Source organism: Paenibacillus terreus (assembly GCF_042138595.1).
Taxonomy (GTDB): Bacteria; Bacillota; Bacilli; order Paenibacillales; family Paenibacillaceae; genus Paenibacillus; species Paenibacillus terreus.
The window spans coordinates 105,510-120,691 of record NZ_JBHIRX010000008.1 but is presented as its reverse complement, the minus strand read 5'-3'; the positions used below and the strand labels follow the sequence as shown (position 1 = coordinate 120,691).

General features: G+C 48.6%; 14 protein-coding genes and 1 other annotated feature. Of the genes, 11 read left to right on the top strand and 3 right to left on the bottom strand.

The window, feature by feature from the left end; genetic code table 11:
- Positions 1-136 precede the first annotated feature (136 nt).
- Together htpG and ACE5KN_RS15900 are read left to right on the top strand one after the other, a co-directional pair.
- A complete protein-coding gene (htpG, locus tag ACE5KN_RS15905; protein ID WP_375524692.1) occupies positions 137-2,017 on the top strand; it encodes a molecular chaperone HtpG in 1,881 nt (626 codons plus the stop codon).
- Between the two features lie 292 nt (positions 2,018-2,309).
- Positions 2,310-3,002 (top strand): hypothetical protein, encoded by a 693-nt coding sequence (locus ACE5KN_RS15900; protein ID WP_375524691.1) that lies wholly within the window; start codon positions 2,310-2,312, stop codon positions 3,000-3,002.
- Between the two features lie 239 nt (positions 3,003-3,241).
- On the opposite strand, the gene ACE5KN_RS15895 is transcribed toward ACE5KN_RS15900, so the two are convergent.
- Together ACE5KN_RS15895 and ACE5KN_RS15890 are read right to left on the bottom strand one after the other, a co-directional pair.
- Complete coding sequence (locus ACE5KN_RS15895; RefSeq protein WP_375524690.1) at positions 3,242-3,562, bottom strand: type II toxin-antitoxin system RelE/ParE family toxin; 321 nt, start codon at positions 3,560-3,562, stop codon at positions 3,242-3,244.
- The gene (locus ACE5KN_RS15890) at positions 3,543-3,818 is read right to left on the bottom strand and encodes a type II toxin-antitoxin system Phd/YefM family antitoxin (protein WP_375524689.1); all 276 of its coding nucleotides are present in this window, start codon (positions 3,816-3,818) and stop codon (positions 3,543-3,545) included. Before ACE5KN_RS15890 ends, ACE5KN_RS15895 begins: the two co-directional genes overlap by 20 nt.
- 191 nt (positions 3,819-4,009) lie before the next feature.
- Between ACE5KN_RS15890 and ACE5KN_RS15885 the strand changes: the two genes are divergently transcribed.
- The 9 genes from ACE5KN_RS15885 to ACE5KN_RS15845 all read left to right on the top strand — a co-directional run bounded on the left by ACE5KN_RS15885 (position 4,010) and on the right by ACE5KN_RS15845 (position 13,476).
- The gene (locus ACE5KN_RS15885) at positions 4,010-4,711 is read left to right on the top strand and encodes a response regulator transcription factor (protein WP_375524688.1); all 702 of its coding nucleotides are present in this window, start codon (positions 4,010-4,012) and stop codon (positions 4,709-4,711) included.
- A gap of 1 nt (position 4,712) precedes the next feature.
- Entirely contained in the window at positions 4,713-5,648 is a 936-nt protein-coding gene (locus ACE5KN_RS15880) for a sensor histidine kinase (protein ID WP_375524687.1), read from the top strand.
- Positions 5,649-5,734: 86 nt separating this feature from the next.
- Positions 5,735-6,667 (top strand): ATP-binding cassette domain-containing protein, encoded by a 933-nt coding sequence (locus ACE5KN_RS15875; protein WP_375524686.1) that lies wholly within the window; start codon positions 5,735-5,737, stop codon positions 6,665-6,667.
- A complete protein-coding gene (locus tag ACE5KN_RS15870; RefSeq protein ID WP_375524685.1) occupies positions 6,651-7,340 on the top strand; it encodes an ABC transporter permease in 690 nt (229 codons plus the stop codon). The genes ACE5KN_RS15875 and ACE5KN_RS15870 overlap by 17 nt, the downstream gene beginning before the upstream one ends.
- A 30-nt stretch (positions 7,341-7,370) precedes the next feature.
- Positions 7,371-8,357 (top strand): AraC family transcriptional regulator, encoded by a 987-nt coding sequence (locus tag ACE5KN_RS15865; protein WP_375524684.1) that lies wholly within the window; start codon positions 7,371-7,373, stop codon positions 8,355-8,357.
- Positions 8,358-8,586: 229 nt separating this feature from the next.
- A complete protein-coding gene (locus ACE5KN_RS15860) occupies positions 8,587-9,999 on the top strand; it encodes a glycoside-pentoside-hexuronide (GPH):cation symporter (protein ID WP_375524683.1) in 1,413 nt (470 codons plus the stop codon).
- Positions 9,996-11,576 carry an alpha-L-rhamnosidase-related protein gene (locus tag ACE5KN_RS15855; protein ID WP_375524682.1) on the top strand — a complete coding sequence of 527 codons (1,581 nt, stop codon included), beginning with the start codon at positions 9,996-9,998 and terminating at the stop codon, positions 11,574-11,576. Before ACE5KN_RS15860 ends, ACE5KN_RS15855 begins: the two co-directional genes overlap by 4 nt.
- Before the next feature lie 257 nt (positions 11,577-11,833).
- A complete protein-coding gene (locus tag ACE5KN_RS15850; protein WP_375524681.1) occupies positions 11,834-12,262 on the top strand; it encodes a MarR family winged helix-turn-helix transcriptional regulator in 429 nt (142 codons plus the stop codon).
- An 83-nt stretch (positions 12,263-12,345) separates the two neighbouring features.
- The gene (locus ACE5KN_RS15845; RefSeq protein ID WP_375524680.1) at positions 12,346-13,476 is read left to right on the top strand and encodes a YhgE/Pip domain-containing protein; all 1,131 of its coding nucleotides are present in this window, start codon (positions 12,346-12,348) and stop codon (positions 13,474-13,476) included.
- A gap of 104 nt (positions 13,477-13,580) precedes the next feature.
- Here ACE5KN_RS15845 and asd read toward each other — a convergent pair whose 3' ends face one another.
- Positions 13,581-14,666 (bottom strand): aspartate-semialdehyde dehydrogenase, encoded by a 1,086-nt coding sequence (gene asd / locus ACE5KN_RS15840; RefSeq protein ID WP_375524679.1) that lies wholly within the window; start codon positions 14,664-14,666, stop codon positions 13,581-13,583.
- A 99-nt stretch (positions 14,667-14,765) separates the two neighbouring features.
- Positions 14,766-15,035 (bottom strand) — a binding site (T-box leader).
- Between the last annotated feature and the right edge of the window lie 147 nt (positions 15,036-15,182).

Genomic DNA, 15,182 nt, shown 5'->3' with positions numbered 1-15,182 from the left:
TTGACATCCAAAATTAGTATATGTTATATAAAAAGAAGGATTAGCACTCATGATTAGTGAGTGCTAATTGGCTGCAATGAAGCGGATAACAGTTCTTCACGACATACACTTTGATTTGGGAGAGGGGATCCATTTTATGGCCAAAAAGCAATTTAAAGCCGAGTCCAAGCGCCTGCTGGAAATGATGATTAACTCCATTTATACGCAGCGCGAAATTTTTCTGCGTGAGCTGATTTCCAACGCCAGCGATGCGATTGACAAAATCTATTACAAAGCGCTGACGGATGAGAATCTGGTATTCAACAAAGAGGATTATTATATCAAAATCACGGCAGACAAAACGAACCGGACATTGACCATTTCCGATACCGGGATCGGCATGAACAAGGAAGAGCTGGAGAACAATCTGGGTGTCATTGCGAAGAGCGGCTCCTTGGCCTTCAAGAATGAAAATGAGCTGAAGGACGGTCACAACATCATCGGCCAGTTCGGAGTCGGTTTCTATTCCGCGTTCATGGTTGCGGATCAGGTGACCGTAATCACCAAAGCACTGGGCAGTGATGAAGCCTTCAAGTGGGAATCCACAGGAGCCGATGGCTATTCCATTGTGCCTGCGGAGAAAGAGACCGTCGGTACGGATATTATTTTAAAAATCAAAGGCAATACGGAAGAGGACCAATACGACGAATTCCTTGAAGAATACCGCCTGAAGGCGATCATCAAGAAATATTCCGACTTCATCCGCTACCCGATCAAGATGGACGTGAAGGTCAGCAAGCCGGTTGAAGGCAGCGAGACCGAGTTCGAGGAAGCGGTTGAAGAACAGACGATCAACAGTATGGTTCCGATCTGGCGGAAAAACAAGAGCGAGCTGACGGACGAGGACTATGAAAACTTTTATGCCGAGAAGCGCTATGGCTTCGACAAGCCGATCAAGCACATCCATATCAGTGCGGACGGCGCGGTCGTCTACAATGCCATTTTGTTTATTCCGGAGAAAACGCCGTTCGATTACTACACCAAGGAGTACGAAAAAGGACTGGAGCTGTATTCCAACGGCGTTCTGATCATGGACAAATGCGCGGACCTGCTGCCGGACTATTTCAGCTTTGTCAAGGGCATGGTCGACTCCGAGGATCTGTCGCTTAACATTTCCAGGGAAATGCTGCAGCATGACCGCCAGCTGAGCCTGATCGCCAAAAATATCAAGAACAAAATCAAAAGCCAGCTGCTGAGCCTGCTGAAGGATGAGCGGGAGAAATATGAGAAATTTTACACCTCTTTCGGAAGACAGCTTAAATTCGGCGTTTATAACGACTATGGCATGAACAAGGATGTGCTGCAGGATCTGCTGATGTTCTACTCTTCCAAAGAGAAGAAGATGGTTACCCTGGACGAATATATTTCCAGAATGCCTGAGGATCAGAAGTATATCTATTATGCCGCAGGCACATCTGTCGAACGGATTGAAAAGCTGCCGCAAACCGAGCTTGTGGCCGATAAGGGCTATGAAATCCTGTACTTTACGGACGACATTGATGAGTTCGCTATCAAGGTGATCGGCACCTACAAGGAAAAAGCCTTCAAGTCCGTATCCAGCGGAGATCTGGGCATTGAATCCGAGAATGAAGACAAGGCGTCCGAAGCGGAAGAGAACGAACATAAAGAGCTCTTCGAGGAAATGAAAAAGCTGCTGGACGGCAAAGTTACGGGCGTGCGCGCTTCCAAGCGTCTCAAAAGCCATCCGGTCTGCCTGACCGCGGACGGCGAGCTGTCCATCGAGATGGAGAAAATTCTGCAGGCGATGCCTGACAGCCAGAACATCAAAGCTGACAAGGTGCTGGAGATTAACGTGAACCACGATGTATTCAAGTCCTTGCAGGATGCTTATGGCCAAGACAAGGAGAAGCTGAGCCTGTACACCAGCCTGCTGTACAACCAGGCCCTGCTGATCGAGGGGCTGCCGATTCAGGACCCTGTCGAATTTACGAATGATATCTGCAAAGTGATGGTATAGGTATAGAGACGACCGCTCCGCTTTTTCGGAATTGCTTCGTCCTCTCCGCTGCTGCGTGCTTATACCTACTTGAGTAAAGAAAAAGGAGTCTCGGCTCAAATTAGCCGCGACACTTGATTTGTCCAAAAGGTCGGGAACAGGAGTAAATTAGCCTGTTTCCGACCTTTTTTTGCATTTTTACGGGTGAATCTTAAGGACTATTTGGTGAATTGTGTAGAAAAATTTACCTGGGTCTGATAGACTATTTGAGAGGATCGAAAATTTACAGATTTCATCGAAACTGGAGGGAAACATGAAGACATTACCAAAGATAGCTTCTCTTTTGCTGGTTTCCGCTTTTGTGATTGCGGGATGCGGAAGCCAGGAAGCAGGCAGCACACAGCAGACTACAACTGCTGCAGAGACCACAACGGAAGCGACAGCTGACGAAACACAGACAGAAACCGCAGTTCAGACCGAAGCTGAAGCCGATACTGAAACCGAAGCTGTTACTGCAGAGGATGCACCGGAAAAAACCGAGTACACCAATGCTGATTTGTTGTCTCAACTGGTTCCGTGGGCCACTAATAACCAGGCGGAAATGGACAGCGTTACATACGATTACATTACAAAAAATGCCCAATGGTTCCCTGCAAAATCGGCTGAGGACAAAAAAGCGGCCAGAGCAAGTGCGGACAAATCCATAACCACCCGACATATCTTCAAGAACATCACACCATATCTGGATACGATGGTTAAAATCACCGGAGAGGTCGTTCAAATTGAAGAAGACAGCTCCAGCGGCTACACATTAGCATCAATCCATATCCTTGATGATAACGGTAACTCCGTTATAGGTTTCTTCCTTGGTTCAACCGGTAGTATTCTGGATGGAGATACGATTACTCTTACAGGTGTTCCTACAGCTATATATTCTTTTGACAATGTTGGCGGAGGCACGACAAACGCAATTTTTCTCTCTGTAGCTACGGTTCAGAAGCCATAACAAATCACTTCCGTTTTACAAGGAGCCATTTGAGCAAAGAGACTATTCCCCAAATGAATATTCCCAGTACAGCACCAATGACTAACAATGTAATAATGAGACTGGTCCATTCGATATGCATAACTTGTATCACTCCTTGAGTAAATTATTAGCTATTCATCATTATTTCTTCTGACTTTGATTTTGTCCAAAAGGTCGGGAACAGGAGTAAATTAGCCTGTTCCCGACCTTTTTTAGTGTCATGAAAACAAGTCCCGCAGATAATCTCTCCGACCGTGGAGAATACGATGAATAACAACCGTATCATTTATTATTCTGTAAAAAACCAGATATGGAGGGACAACGATAAAGCGATAACCGCGTTGAATTAAGGGAAAGTCATCCTCAGACAAAACTGAACCCATGTGGGGAAATTCCGCAAGTCCGCCGATTTTACTATTTAACTTCAATAGCATTTCTTCGGCCCAGGCCAGATTTTCCTGGGCGATGTATGAAAAAATTTCATCCATATCATCAACTGCTGCTGGAGTGTATTTTATTTTAATTTTCTTCTGCGGCATTTATTTTCCTCCGCATTCGTGCCATGACCTCGTCATGGTCTAATAGCTCCTCGCCATCAGCAATTTGCTTTTCAGCAACAAGAAGCTTCGATTGTAATTTAATTCGTGCCTCCATGCGTCGATAAGCATCGTGACTCATGACAACCAGGTCTGCTTCTCCGTTACGGGTTAAAACAACAGGTTCATCTATTTCATGGCAAAATTTCGAAAAGCCGTTGTAGTCCTGACGTATCGTACTGGAGGGTTTGATTTGCATTGCCACACACTCCCTTTATATAGCTTTTTTTTGACTTTATTTTATCATTATTATATACAACATATCCATCACCAAATTGTGTATTGCATTGCCTTGATTACGGCGGCTCAGTATACTTGAACCATTGGAACAGCAAATGACTTGATCATTTTTTGAATAAATAAGATGTTTCTCCAGAGGAGGCCAACAGGATGCTTGGCGAGATACTGCTGGTTGAGGACGATGCCTCGATCAGTGAGATGGTTGTAGATTTTTTGACGAAAGAAGGCTATCGGGTTGAAACCGCCAAGGATGCCGGGGAAGCGGCAACGCGGTTTGAGTCGGGCAGGTTCGATTTGATATTGCTTGATATTATGCTGCCGGGAGGAAACGGGCTTGATTTGCTGCAGAAGTTTCGTTCCTTGAGCCGTGTGCCTATTGTGATGCTATCCGCTAAGGATGGAGAAGTGGATAAGGCGCTTGGTCTGAGATTCGGCGCTGATGACTATATCGCCAAGCCTTTCTCTCTGATTGAACTATCCGCCCGGGTGCAGGCGGTTATTCGCCGGGCTACGGAGTATGCGGATTCAGCCCTGAATACAGCCGGGCAGGGAGTCATTAGAGTGGGGACTTTGAGCATGGACCCGGATAGTTTTATAGTGACCAAATCCGGCGAGCCGCTGAAGCTGACAGCGAAGGAATTTCAAATTCTCAAGCTGTTCGTTCAGTACCCGAAGCGGGTGTATACGAAAGCCCAGATTTACAATTCCGTGTGGGGCGAGGAGTATTACGGCGACGAAAATGTCATCAATGTCCATATGCGGCGGCTGCGTGAGAAGATCGAGGATGACCCGTCCAATCCGAAAATCATTTGCACCTTATGGGGAATCGGCTACAGGCTGGGAGAGATGTAACGTGATCTGGGTGCTGCTGATTCTCATTTTTTCATTGCTGATCCTGCTGTTGCTGGCTCATTTGAAGAACCGTGCTCACCGTAGGGAGCTGGCCTATGTCGCAAGGCGGCTGGAGCAGCTTGTTCATGAACAGGATCGTGGGCATATTCAGGTCGTAACCGGCACTCCAGAGCTGCGGAGCGTGCTGCAAGGCATAAATGAGCTCCTGGATTATGCGCGAAGGTCGGCCGATGATTATGTCAGAACCGAGCAGGCCATGCGTAAAATGCTGTCCAATATTTCACATGATTTGAAAACTCCGCTGACCGTAGTGCTTGGATATGCCGAGGCGCTCTCCAGGAACAGCGAAATGCCCGCAGAGGAGCGGGAGCGGCTGCTGGGTAAAATTCATCAAAAGTCGCTGGATGTTCTGGAGCTGATGAATAAATTTTTTGATTTGGCCAAGCTGGAATCGGGTGATTATCCTCTTGCCTGTGAGCGGTTTGATGCAGCGGATCTTTGCCGTCAAAGCATATTATCCTATTATGATATCCTGGCGTATCGCGGCTTTGAGGTAGCCATTGATATCCCGGACAAGCCGGTTTGGATCTATGCCAATGGTGAAGCGCTGCAACGGATTCTGGACAATCTGATCTCGAACGCAATCCGCTATGGAGCGGACGGTAAATACCTGGGGCTGACGCTGCGGACAGAAGGGGGATTTATCCTGTTTGAGGTTGCGGACCGGGGCAAGGGCATACAGGAAACGGAGCAGAGCCGTGTCTTTGAGCGATTGTATACGCTGGATGACTCCCGCAACCGTGAAGTGCAGGGCAGCGGTCTGGGTTTGACGATTACCAAACGTCTGGCGGAACGGATGGGAGGCAGCATCGAGCTGAAGAGCCGTCCGGGAATACAAACTGTTTTTACAGTGAGGCTACGGGCTGCTTCTGAATAAAGTAAGAGTTTTGTAAGGATCGGTTAATAAAAAAGAACATTTGCCGCAGTATGATCATCTCAAGGACAAAATGAGGAATGAGGCGAATGAGTAGCATGATCAGAACACGTAATTTAACAAAGCAATTTGGCGGCAGCACCGTCATTTCAGGTGTGAACATGACGGTAAAGGAACGGGAGATCTATGGATTTCTCGGCTCGAATGGTGCCGGTAAAACAACGGTGATGCGTTTGTTACTGAATTTGATTAAACCGACAGACGGCGAGATTGAGCTGTTTGGGGAACGGCTGACGGTCGGAGCTACGGAACCGTTTAAACGCATCGGCCATATTATTGAGACTCCGGTCTTTTACGGAAACCTGACGGGGCAGCGCAATCTGGAGCTGCACTGCGAATATATGGGCATGCATAACCCGAAAATGGTACAAGAGGCGTTGGAACTGGTGCAATTAGGCAACGCGCGTCACAAGCCGGTAAACCAATATTCGCTGGGCATGAAGCAGCGTTTGGGTATCGCACGTGCGGTGTCAACCAAGCCGGAGCTGCTCATTCTGGATGAGCCGATCAATGGACTGGACCCGAATGGAATTCTGGAAATGAGAAGCTTGTTTAAGCGGCTCTGTGATGAGTACAGAATTACCATGCTCATATCCAGTCATATCCTGGGGGAGATCGAGCAAATTGCGGATACGATTGGTGTGATCAACAACGGCAGGCTGATCGAGGAAGTGTCCATGGATCGGATTCGCAGCACGCAGACAGAGTATGTAGAGATTATTACGCTTAATGTCAACCGGGCAGCCTACGTGCTGGAGCATGATTTGAATATCCGCAACTTTAAAGTGTCGGGAGACAGACAGTTGAAGATCTATGATATGAAACTTTCCCAGAGCGAGCTGTCCAGGCAGCTGATCACCCGCGAAGTGCCGATTGAAGCGATTAACCGCCGCAGTCGGTCATTGGAAGAGTATTTTTTGGAAGCTGTCCGTGGAGGTGAAGAGCATGCTGCATCTCATTAAGCTTGAGTTGATGAAAGGGCGGAAAGGCAGCTATCTATGGGGAGCGATTACCGCTTATGCCATCATTGCAGGTTTGATGCTGCTCGTCTTGTTTGTGGATGATACTCTTGAAGAGGTCTTCCCTAATGATGCGGAGATGCTGACCGTGATCGATACTCTGACCCGTATCACCTTTGTGATTTACGCATCCGTTCTCCTGTCCAGGCTGATTATCCGGGAGTATAAGGACAGGACGATGGAGCTGTTGTTTACTTACCCGGTCAGCCGTAAAAAAATCATTTTTGCAAAGCTGATTATTGTGGCCGTATGGACATTTATAAACATTGTCATTTCCAACCTGCTGATCAGCTCGCTGCTATTGCTTGTTAACCGTACGCTCGGGGATATCCCTGTGGTGATGACGCCGGAAATGTTGTATCAGCACTACTTGAAGTCGATGATTCAGGCTTTGGCTGCTGCCGGCATGAGCTTGCTGCCGCTGGCTGTCGGGATTCGCTGGAAATCGGAGGCGGCGACGGTCGTATCGTCCATTGTTATTATTTCGGTAGTCTCGTCCAATAATATGGGGTTCAGCCTCAGCTCGATTATTGCGATACCGCTGACATTAGCCGTTTTTGGCATATTAATGGCCTACCTCTCTTTCCGCAACATCGATCATACCGATATTCCCTGAATGCCAGGACTCTGGAGGGAAGGACCAATCATGAACCACAAACAGTTGGACAGGCATTTACGCCAGTTCGATGAAATAGAGAAAATTCAGGTGGTTACACGGCGAAATATTAACGATCTGGGTGTGGAGATGCTGCCCCAGCCTGGCACCAACGTGTTCCGCATGAAGGGCGAGTTCTTTTTCAAAAAAAATCCGGTATTCATCAGCAAGCACCATCGCTTTGCCAATATGCCGCTTCATAATCATGATTTCATCGAAATCAATTACGTGTATTCCGGCGAATGCCGTCAGGTGATCAATGGCCGGGAAGTGAAGCTCGCCCAGGGCCAGTGCTGCCTTCTGGATGTAGACGTACCGCACAGCATTGCGCCACTTGAGGAAAATGATATCATTATCAACATCATCATGAAGCATGAGACCGTTTCGCAGCTTTTCTTCAGCCGTCTCCATCAGCACGGTCTTGTGTATGATTTTCTGGCGAATGCGGTGGTGGAGAACAGGCGGCATGACCGGTATATCCTGTTTCATTCCGAGGATAATGAAAATCTGCAGTATCTGATTAAAAATATGATCTGTGAATTTATGGACCCCCGGGAGTACTCGCAGGATATGCTGAAGCACTATATCCCACTTGTGTTCACGGAATTGATGCGGGTGTATCAGCACGATAAAAATTTTGAGCTGGAACATCAAACCCGTAGAGGGAGCATAGTTGATATTTTGGAATATATCGAAGCCCATTATAACGATTGTACTTTGACGGAACTGGCGCAGCGCTTTAATTTTAATCCCAATTATTTGGGGAACATGATCAAAGAGCGGACGGGCAGAACGTTTTTGGAATGGGTGCAGTCGCAGCGGATGATCCGGGCGGGCGAGCAGCTCCGGCTCACGGACAAACAAATCCACGAGGTGGCTGCGGAGGTTGGTTATGAGGGAATCAGCTTCTTCAATCGGAAATTTAAAGAGCACTACGGCGTAACGCCAGGACAATATCGCAAACGAGAACAACCGTAAGGGGTGTCCAAAAGGTCCATTGACCGGTCTGGGCGCTCTTTTTGTATGCTCTGAAACACTACGTGAACGAACTATATGTAAAAAGGGCAAGTTTGCCCGTAATCCGATCATTGCCGCCTTACAAATAAAGCGCTTTAATGGTGATACAGAAACTAACAAACATAAACACACAGAAAAACAGATCATCGTGCGCACGTTATCGTTATTTTGTGGGAGCTGAGGTGACAAAATGAATGCGGTTTCATTCAAATGGAGACAACGCTTCGGTTATGGGGCGGCGGATTTCGCCTGCAATCTAATCTGGCAAATGATCACGTTGTACCTGATGATTTTTTATACCGATGTTGTCGGTCTGGCAGCAGCACAAGTGAGTATCCTGTTTCTCGTTACCCGCATTGTGGACGGTGTGGCGGATGCCCTGATGGGAGTTATTATCGATAAGACCAAAACCCGGTGGGGCAAGTCCAGGCCATATTTTCTGATCGGTGCCATTCCTTTCGGTTTGCTCTCCATCCTTACTTTCTACGTCCCGGATGTGGGGCCGGCCGGGCAGCTCGTATACGCCTATATTACCTATATGGGGTTGTCTATCGCTTACACGATGGTCAATATTCCGCTGGCTTCCATTCTGCCCAGCCTGACCAGCGACGCTCAGGAACGTACGGTGCTTGCCACCTTTCGCATTATCTTCTCCTGTATAGGGGCCACGGTGGTCAGTGTATTAACATTGCCCTTGGTGCAGGTCTTTGGCGGAGGCTCAGGCAGCAGGGGTTACTTCCTGACGATTCTGATTTTCGCCATTGTCGGTACGATGATGTTCTTTGTTACATTCAAAAATGTTGAAGAAAAGGTGAAAATCCGGCAGCGCAAAATTTCAGTCAAGCAATCCTTTGGCAGTCTGAAGCAAAATCGCCCCTGGCATATTTTCGGCCTGAATATCGTGTTCATGTTTGGCGGTGTCTTCTTTCAGTCCGGAGCGCTTATTTATTACTTCACTTATTACGTGGGGGACACCAGCCTGGGCGCGCTGGCAGCGGGCTTGACCTCGTTCGTTCCGCTGGCCGGAGTGTTCGCCACTCCTTTTATCGCAAGGTTCATGTATAAAAGAACGCTGTTCATGATTGGCAGCGCCATCAACCTTGCCGGTATTTTGGTCATGTGGATGGCCGGCGTGCACATTCCGCTGCTGATGACAGGGATAGTGATTGCTGCGGTCGGCGGCGGGCTTCGCCAAAGCATTTACTTCTCCATGCAGGCGGACCCGGTGGATTACGGGGAATGGAAAACAGGTATCAGCGCAGCCGGCCTGATTTCCGCACTCAACGGGTTCATCGGCAAAGTGGCGATGGCCCTTGCCGGGGCCATATCAGGCTGGCTGCTGACGTGGGGAGGGTATGTGCCGAATCAGCCTCAGGCCACAAACGCTTTGTTCGCCATTCAGTTGAACTACATCATCATCCCGGCATTTACGATTGTTGTCTCCATGATCATCATGGCGTTTTATAATCTGGACAAAAAGTTCGGTCAAATCCGTGCCGAGCTGGATGAAGTCGCCCAAAAATATGCGAGAGAATGGCCGCTTGAAGAGCCAGCCGCGGGGCCGTCGGGGGTTCACATGTCAACGAAGGAGGAACGGATATGAGTGAGATGCTGCAAAAGATCGACAATTCGATCATCAAGAAAAATGAGTCCTTTGCCGCCAAAGCGGAGACCCTGAAGCCAACGCTGCTTCAACGGGAGCAAAGGCCAGAACGGATTGTACGGGTGGTGCCGGATGAGCAGGTGATTCACGGCTGGCGGGTGGAACAGGAAGAAGCTGCAGTTGCAGAGCATTTGCCTGCCCGTGTTTTAGGCAAAGGGGATCAGGTCATTGTCGATTTTGGCGACCACCAGGTCGGATCGTTGTCCATCAAGATCAAACCGGTTGGCAGTCCGCCGGACGCGCCGTTGTATCTCAAATTGACTTTCGGGGAAATGCCAGTGGAAATGGCCGTGCCTTTCTTCGAATATGATGGCTGGCTGAGCCGTTCCTGGCTGCAGGAGGAGTATGTGCATGTGGATGTGCTTCCTGGAGTTCTCAAGCTCGACCGGCGATATAGCTTCCGCTACCTGAAGCTGGAAGTAGTGGACACATCGCCGAAATATAAAGTCAGCTTTGAGGATATCTGCTGCACAACCGTTACCTCGGGTGACCGCAATAGAGTTCGGGAGCTCCATCACAGCGATCCGGAGCTACAGGCGATTGACCGTGTCAGCATCAAGACGCTGGAAGATTGCATGCAGGAGGTGTTCGAAGACGGGCCCAAACGGGACCGCCGCCTCTGGCTGGGAGATCTGAGGCTGCAGGCCATCGCTAATTATGACACCTTCCAGAACAATGAACTTGTTAAACGATGTCTTTACTTGTTCGCCGCTTTCCCGAATGATAAGGGTCAGGTGGCAGCCAACCTGTTTATCAAACCTGAGGTCATCCCGGATGATACCTTTCTATTTGATTATTCACTGCTGTTCGTCTCGACGCTGCATGATTACTACCTGGTTACAAAGGATCAGGAGACGCTGGAAGAGTTATGGCCGACCGCACTGCGCCAAATTGAAATCGGATTGGAGCAGCTGGATGAACGGCTCATTGTCCAGGACAGTGAGATCTGGTATTCCTTCATCGATTGGCATCCCGAGCTGAACAAACAGGCCCCTTCACAGGCAGTGCTGATCTATGCCATGAAGCAGGCGCTCCATCTGGCAGAGCTGCTTCAGGATGACAGCCGGGATGTTCTGCGCCGCCAAATTGACGAGGTTCAGGCAGCAGCGATCCAGCATTTATGGAGTGAAGTGGAACAGTATTTCGTTAGCGGCAAGGGGCGGCAGGTATCCTGGGCAACCCAGGTATGGATGGTGCTGGCCGGGGTGCTGGATAAGGAGAAGAGCAGGGAACTGCTGCTGAGGCTGCTGGCTGAGCAGCCTGGAATTCCCCTGATGACTCCTTACATGATGCATCACCTTATAGAGGCGCTTATTCAGGTTGGGGAGCGGGATAGAGCCATCTTGGAAATGAAGCAATACTGGGGCGGGATGGTCCGGGACGGAGCGGATACGTTTTGGGAGCTGTATGACCTGCACAACAAGAAGTTTTCGCCATATGGCAGCTATCTGATCAACAGCTACTGTCATGCCTGGAGCTGTACGCCGACTTATTTTATCCGGAAATATAAGCTGTAGACGGTGTCAAAGCCGGGTTACTGAGCACCAGTAACCTGGTTTTTTTAGATGCTAGAATGTATAAGTTTTCAGCGGAGCTGAACAATTCTATCATCGCAAGAAAAACTTCCGCTAAACGCGGTCTGGCTTCTTTGAATGTATATCGATAGACGTTTTTCTTATTAAAAAGTTTGACAGGGAACGATACAATCCAATAAAATAACTCTCATGAAAAATTAATGGGCCATGCTAGTATTTTTAGAAAGGAGATGCCAAAAATGCCGGAAAAACTGGAAGAATACCCATTGGGCAAGTTTTTGTCACGCACCTATCTGTCTTTCAGAAAACGGGCAACCCGTTTAATTGCTGAATATGACGTTACCCCCGAGCAGTATGCCATCCTCAACGAGCTTAGCAAGGCAGATAGCATTTCGCAAAAAAAACTGGCGGAAATCCTGGTAAGGGACCAGACGACAGTTGGTAAGATAGTGGATAAATTAATGAGGAAGGAATTGGTTACAAGAACGGTGGATCCGGAGGACCGAAGGGCGGTGCAGTTATATTTGACCGACAAAGGCAGGCAGCTTCATGATGAGTTGTTTCCCCTTATGATCGGCTATCAAAAAGAGATCACCGCAGGAATCACACAGGAGGAACTGGCCGTTTTCTACAAGGTATTCAACAGAATATACGAGCAGGTAAAATAAATTTTTTTCGCGAAATACATGCACGTGCATCTATTGACCGTGCATCTAAAAACATTTTAAGGATTGGGAGAGAAAACCATACGATGCAAAGCTTCAAAAACTATCTCAAATTTACACAGACCAAAGTTGGACTGGTGTTCGCCTGTGTCGTTCCGCTGCTGTTTGTATTGATCTGGATGACAGGTTATCAGGGAGCAACGGAACGAATCGATCAGTTGAACGCAGCTTTGGTCAACGAGGACGGGGAGCAGGGCCTGACGGTTCAGGAGCATATTGAGCAGAACGCCCCATTTCATGTGGATGTCCTGAATTCGTCGGAGGAAGCCCAGTCGCTTATGAATGAAGGCCGTTATGTCATGGTGATCGTGATTCCGGAGGGGTTTAACGAGACGATTCACAGTAGCCATAGCGCTGATCTGACGTTTTACGTGAACCAGGGAAATGCGGATATTGCCAAAACGATCGCTGAACAGGCGGCTGTGCAAATCAGCACGGAAGTCGGTCAGGGCATCTCGGCAGAGCTGAACAGCGCTGTCGATAAAACGCTGGAGGAGTTCCTGAGCAGTCCGGTGCAAGTCAAGCTGGTGCAGACGAATCAGATCGGCGATTTTGCGACATCCATGCTGCCGATGATTCTCGGTTTTATTACGTATATTGCAATGATGACAGCGAATATCCAGTTTAATATCTCTTCGATGATGATGAAAAGAAGCCATCCGAAGTGGCAGATTTTCTGGAGCAGACAGTTTCTGCTGCTGTGTATTTCCGTCATCGTTCCGCTCATTGTTGACGGTGTGGCGCTGCTGTTCACGGATGCGTCCAGCCCCTATGGACAGCTCTATATTTACCATGTGCTCGTATTCCTCGCTTGCGCTTGTTTCACGCAGATGGCGTTTGCCCTGTTCGGCAATGCGGGCCCGCTCTTTAATGTAGCCATGGTTCCCCTGCAGCTGATGACGGCAGGCAACATTATTCCTGCGGACATGCTTACTCCGTTCTATCGCCATATCGGCAGCTTCCTGCCGGCACCGAACGGTATTCAGGGGTTTATGCGCCTGATTTACAGCGGCTCCCCGGTCTCCGTGTTTGCCATTCATCTGCTGCTGATTTGTATCGCCACCTGGGGGATTACGCTCCTGCGTGTCGCTTTGCAAAAGGAACTTGCCCCCAAGCCGACAGGGGCGACTGGGCAGGTGCAGGCCGGAGCCCACTAATATCTTTGCTGCCACAGTAAAAAAACAGCAAGCTCCTGAACAATATCGGGGTGCTTGCTGTTTATGTTTTTTCATTAAATATATACAGGTTATTTCAAATGAAGTTATTTCGCCTGAATGTATCCTTCCGCTTTCAGCAGCTCGGCGATCAGTACGCCGCCACCTGCGGCCCCGCGCAGGGTGTTGTGAGACAGTCCCACGAATTTGTAATCGTAGATCGTGTCCTCGCGCAATCTGCCCGTAGAAACGCCCATGCCGCGCTCGATGTCACGGTCCAGCTTCGTTTGCGGTCTGTTTTCTTCCTCAAAATACGTAATGAACTGCTGCGGAGCACTTGGCAGCCCGAGCTCCTGCGGCCGTCCTTTAAATTGCTGCCACCGTTCCAAAATTTCAGCCTTCGATGGTTTCTTTTCGAACGATACAAATACCGTCGCCAAATGCCCATCCGTCACCGGCACGCGGATGCACTGGGTCGTAATCAACGGCGCTTCGGCTTTCACGATTTCGCCATTGGCAACGCTGCCCCAGATGCGCAGCGGCTCCTGCTCGCTCTTCTCTTCCTCGCCGCCGATGTAAGGGATGACATTGTCCAGCATTTCCGGCCAGTCGTTAAAGTTTTTGCCTGCCCCGGAAATGGCCTGGTAAGTAGAGGCCACCACTTTGGTCGGCTTGAAATCCAGCAGGGCGTGCAATGCCGGCACATAGCTTTGAATGGAGCAGTTCGGCTTCACGGCAATGAAACCTGTGGAGGTTCCGAGCCGTTTTCTCTGGGCGGCGATCACTTCAATATGCCCCGGATTGATTTCCGGAATGACCATTGGCACATCAGGTGTCCAGCGGTGAGCGGAGTTATTGGAGATGACAGGCGTGCCTGTTTTGGCATAGGCCTCTTCCAGCGCCATGATTTCATCCTTCTTCATGTCTACCGCGCAAAATACAAAATCAACCTGGCCGGCAACTTCCTCCACTTTAGAGGCGTCCTGCACGACGATGTTTTTCACTTCCTCAGGAATGGAGCCTGGAACCTTCCATCTGCCCTGAACGGATTCTTCATATGTTTTCCCCGCAGAATTTGCGCTTGCTGCGATGGCTGTAACCTGAAACCATGGATGCTGATCGAGCAGCTGAACAAACCGCTGGCCCACCATACCCGTTCCTCCGACAATACCAACTTTCAATTTTTCAGTCATTCGATGTTCAGATCCTTTCCGTTTAAACTGTGGTATATCCTTACAGTGCGTTCCTCTAATACAAATAAAAAAATCTCACCCCCAAGACGGAATGTTCGTCTTAGGGACGAGATATGTATACTCGCGGTACCACCCCAAATTCGCCGATATGTCGCCATATCAGCCTCTTCGAGTACTGCATTGCACATGCATGCTAATACTCTAGCTCTGTAACAGGAGCTCCTGACACACCATCCCCTTAATAATATATGAAGGTTCCGGCGTATTGCTCAGAGTCTTTTTTCAATAAACGATTCTTTACTCCTTTTCAGCGGACGGAGCTCTCTGCAAAAGAATTCATTTATTTACTCATCTCTTCATCGCAGTTGAATTATTGCGATTATAATATCAAATAACGGCAGGAAGGTAAATATATATTTTTTTGAAATTTTGACATCACCGTGTTGAACATCTCCGGCCATTAAGGTAAAATACTTAAGTTTTGAATAGAAATCTATGGAAATCATGATACAATGA

What these genes read in the sequence shown, in the direction of transcription:
- ACE5KN_RS15895 (WP_375524690.1), bottom strand. Translation starts at nt 3,562, where the DNA reads ATGCCGCAGAAGAAAATTAAAATAAAATACACTCCAGCAGCAGTTGAT.
- ACE5KN_RS15865 (WP_375524684.1), top strand. Translation starts at nt 7,371, where the DNA reads ATGAACCACAAACAGTTGGACAGGCATTTACGCCAGTTCGATGAAATA.
- ACE5KN_RS15900 (WP_375524691.1), top strand. Translation starts at nt 2,310, where the DNA reads ATGAAGACATTACCAAAGATAGCTTCTCTTTTGCTGGTTTCCGCTTTT.
- ACE5KN_RS15855 (WP_375524682.1), top strand. Translation starts at nt 9,996, where the DNA reads ATGAGTGAGATGCTGCAAAAGATCGACAATTCGATCATCAAGAAAAAT.
- ACE5KN_RS15890 (WP_375524689.1), bottom strand. Translation starts at nt 3,818, where the DNA reads ATGCAAATCAAACCCTCCAGTACGATACGTCAGGACTACAACGGCTTT.
- ACE5KN_RS15845 (WP_375524680.1), top strand. Translation starts at nt 12,346, where the DNA reads ATGCAAAGCTTCAAAAACTATCTCAAATTTACACAGACCAAAGTTGGA.
- htpG (WP_375524692.1), top strand. Translation starts at nt 137, where the DNA reads ATGGCCAAAAAGCAATTTAAAGCCGAGTCCAAGCGCCTGCTGGAAATG.
- asd (WP_375524679.1), bottom strand. Translation starts at nt 14,666, where the DNA reads ATGACTGAAAAATTGAAAGTTGGTATTGTCGGAGGAACGGGTATGGTG.
- ACE5KN_RS15870 (WP_375524685.1), top strand. Translation starts at nt 6,651, where the DNA reads ATGCTGCATCTCATTAAGCTTGAGTTGATGAAAGGGCGGAAAGGCAGC.
- ACE5KN_RS15860 (WP_375524683.1), top strand. Translation starts at nt 8,587, where the DNA reads ATGAATGCGGTTTCATTCAAATGGAGACAACGCTTCGGTTATGGGGCG.
- ACE5KN_RS15850 (WP_375524681.1), top strand. Translation starts at nt 11,834, where the DNA reads ATGCCGGAAAAACTGGAAGAATACCCATTGGGCAAGTTTTTGTCACGC.
- ACE5KN_RS15885 (WP_375524688.1), top strand. Translation starts at nt 4,010, where the DNA reads ATGCTTGGCGAGATACTGCTGGTTGAGGACGATGCCTCGATCAGTGAG.
- ACE5KN_RS15875 (WP_375524686.1), top strand. Translation starts at nt 5,735, where the DNA reads ATGAGTAGCATGATCAGAACACGTAATTTAACAAAGCAATTTGGCGGC.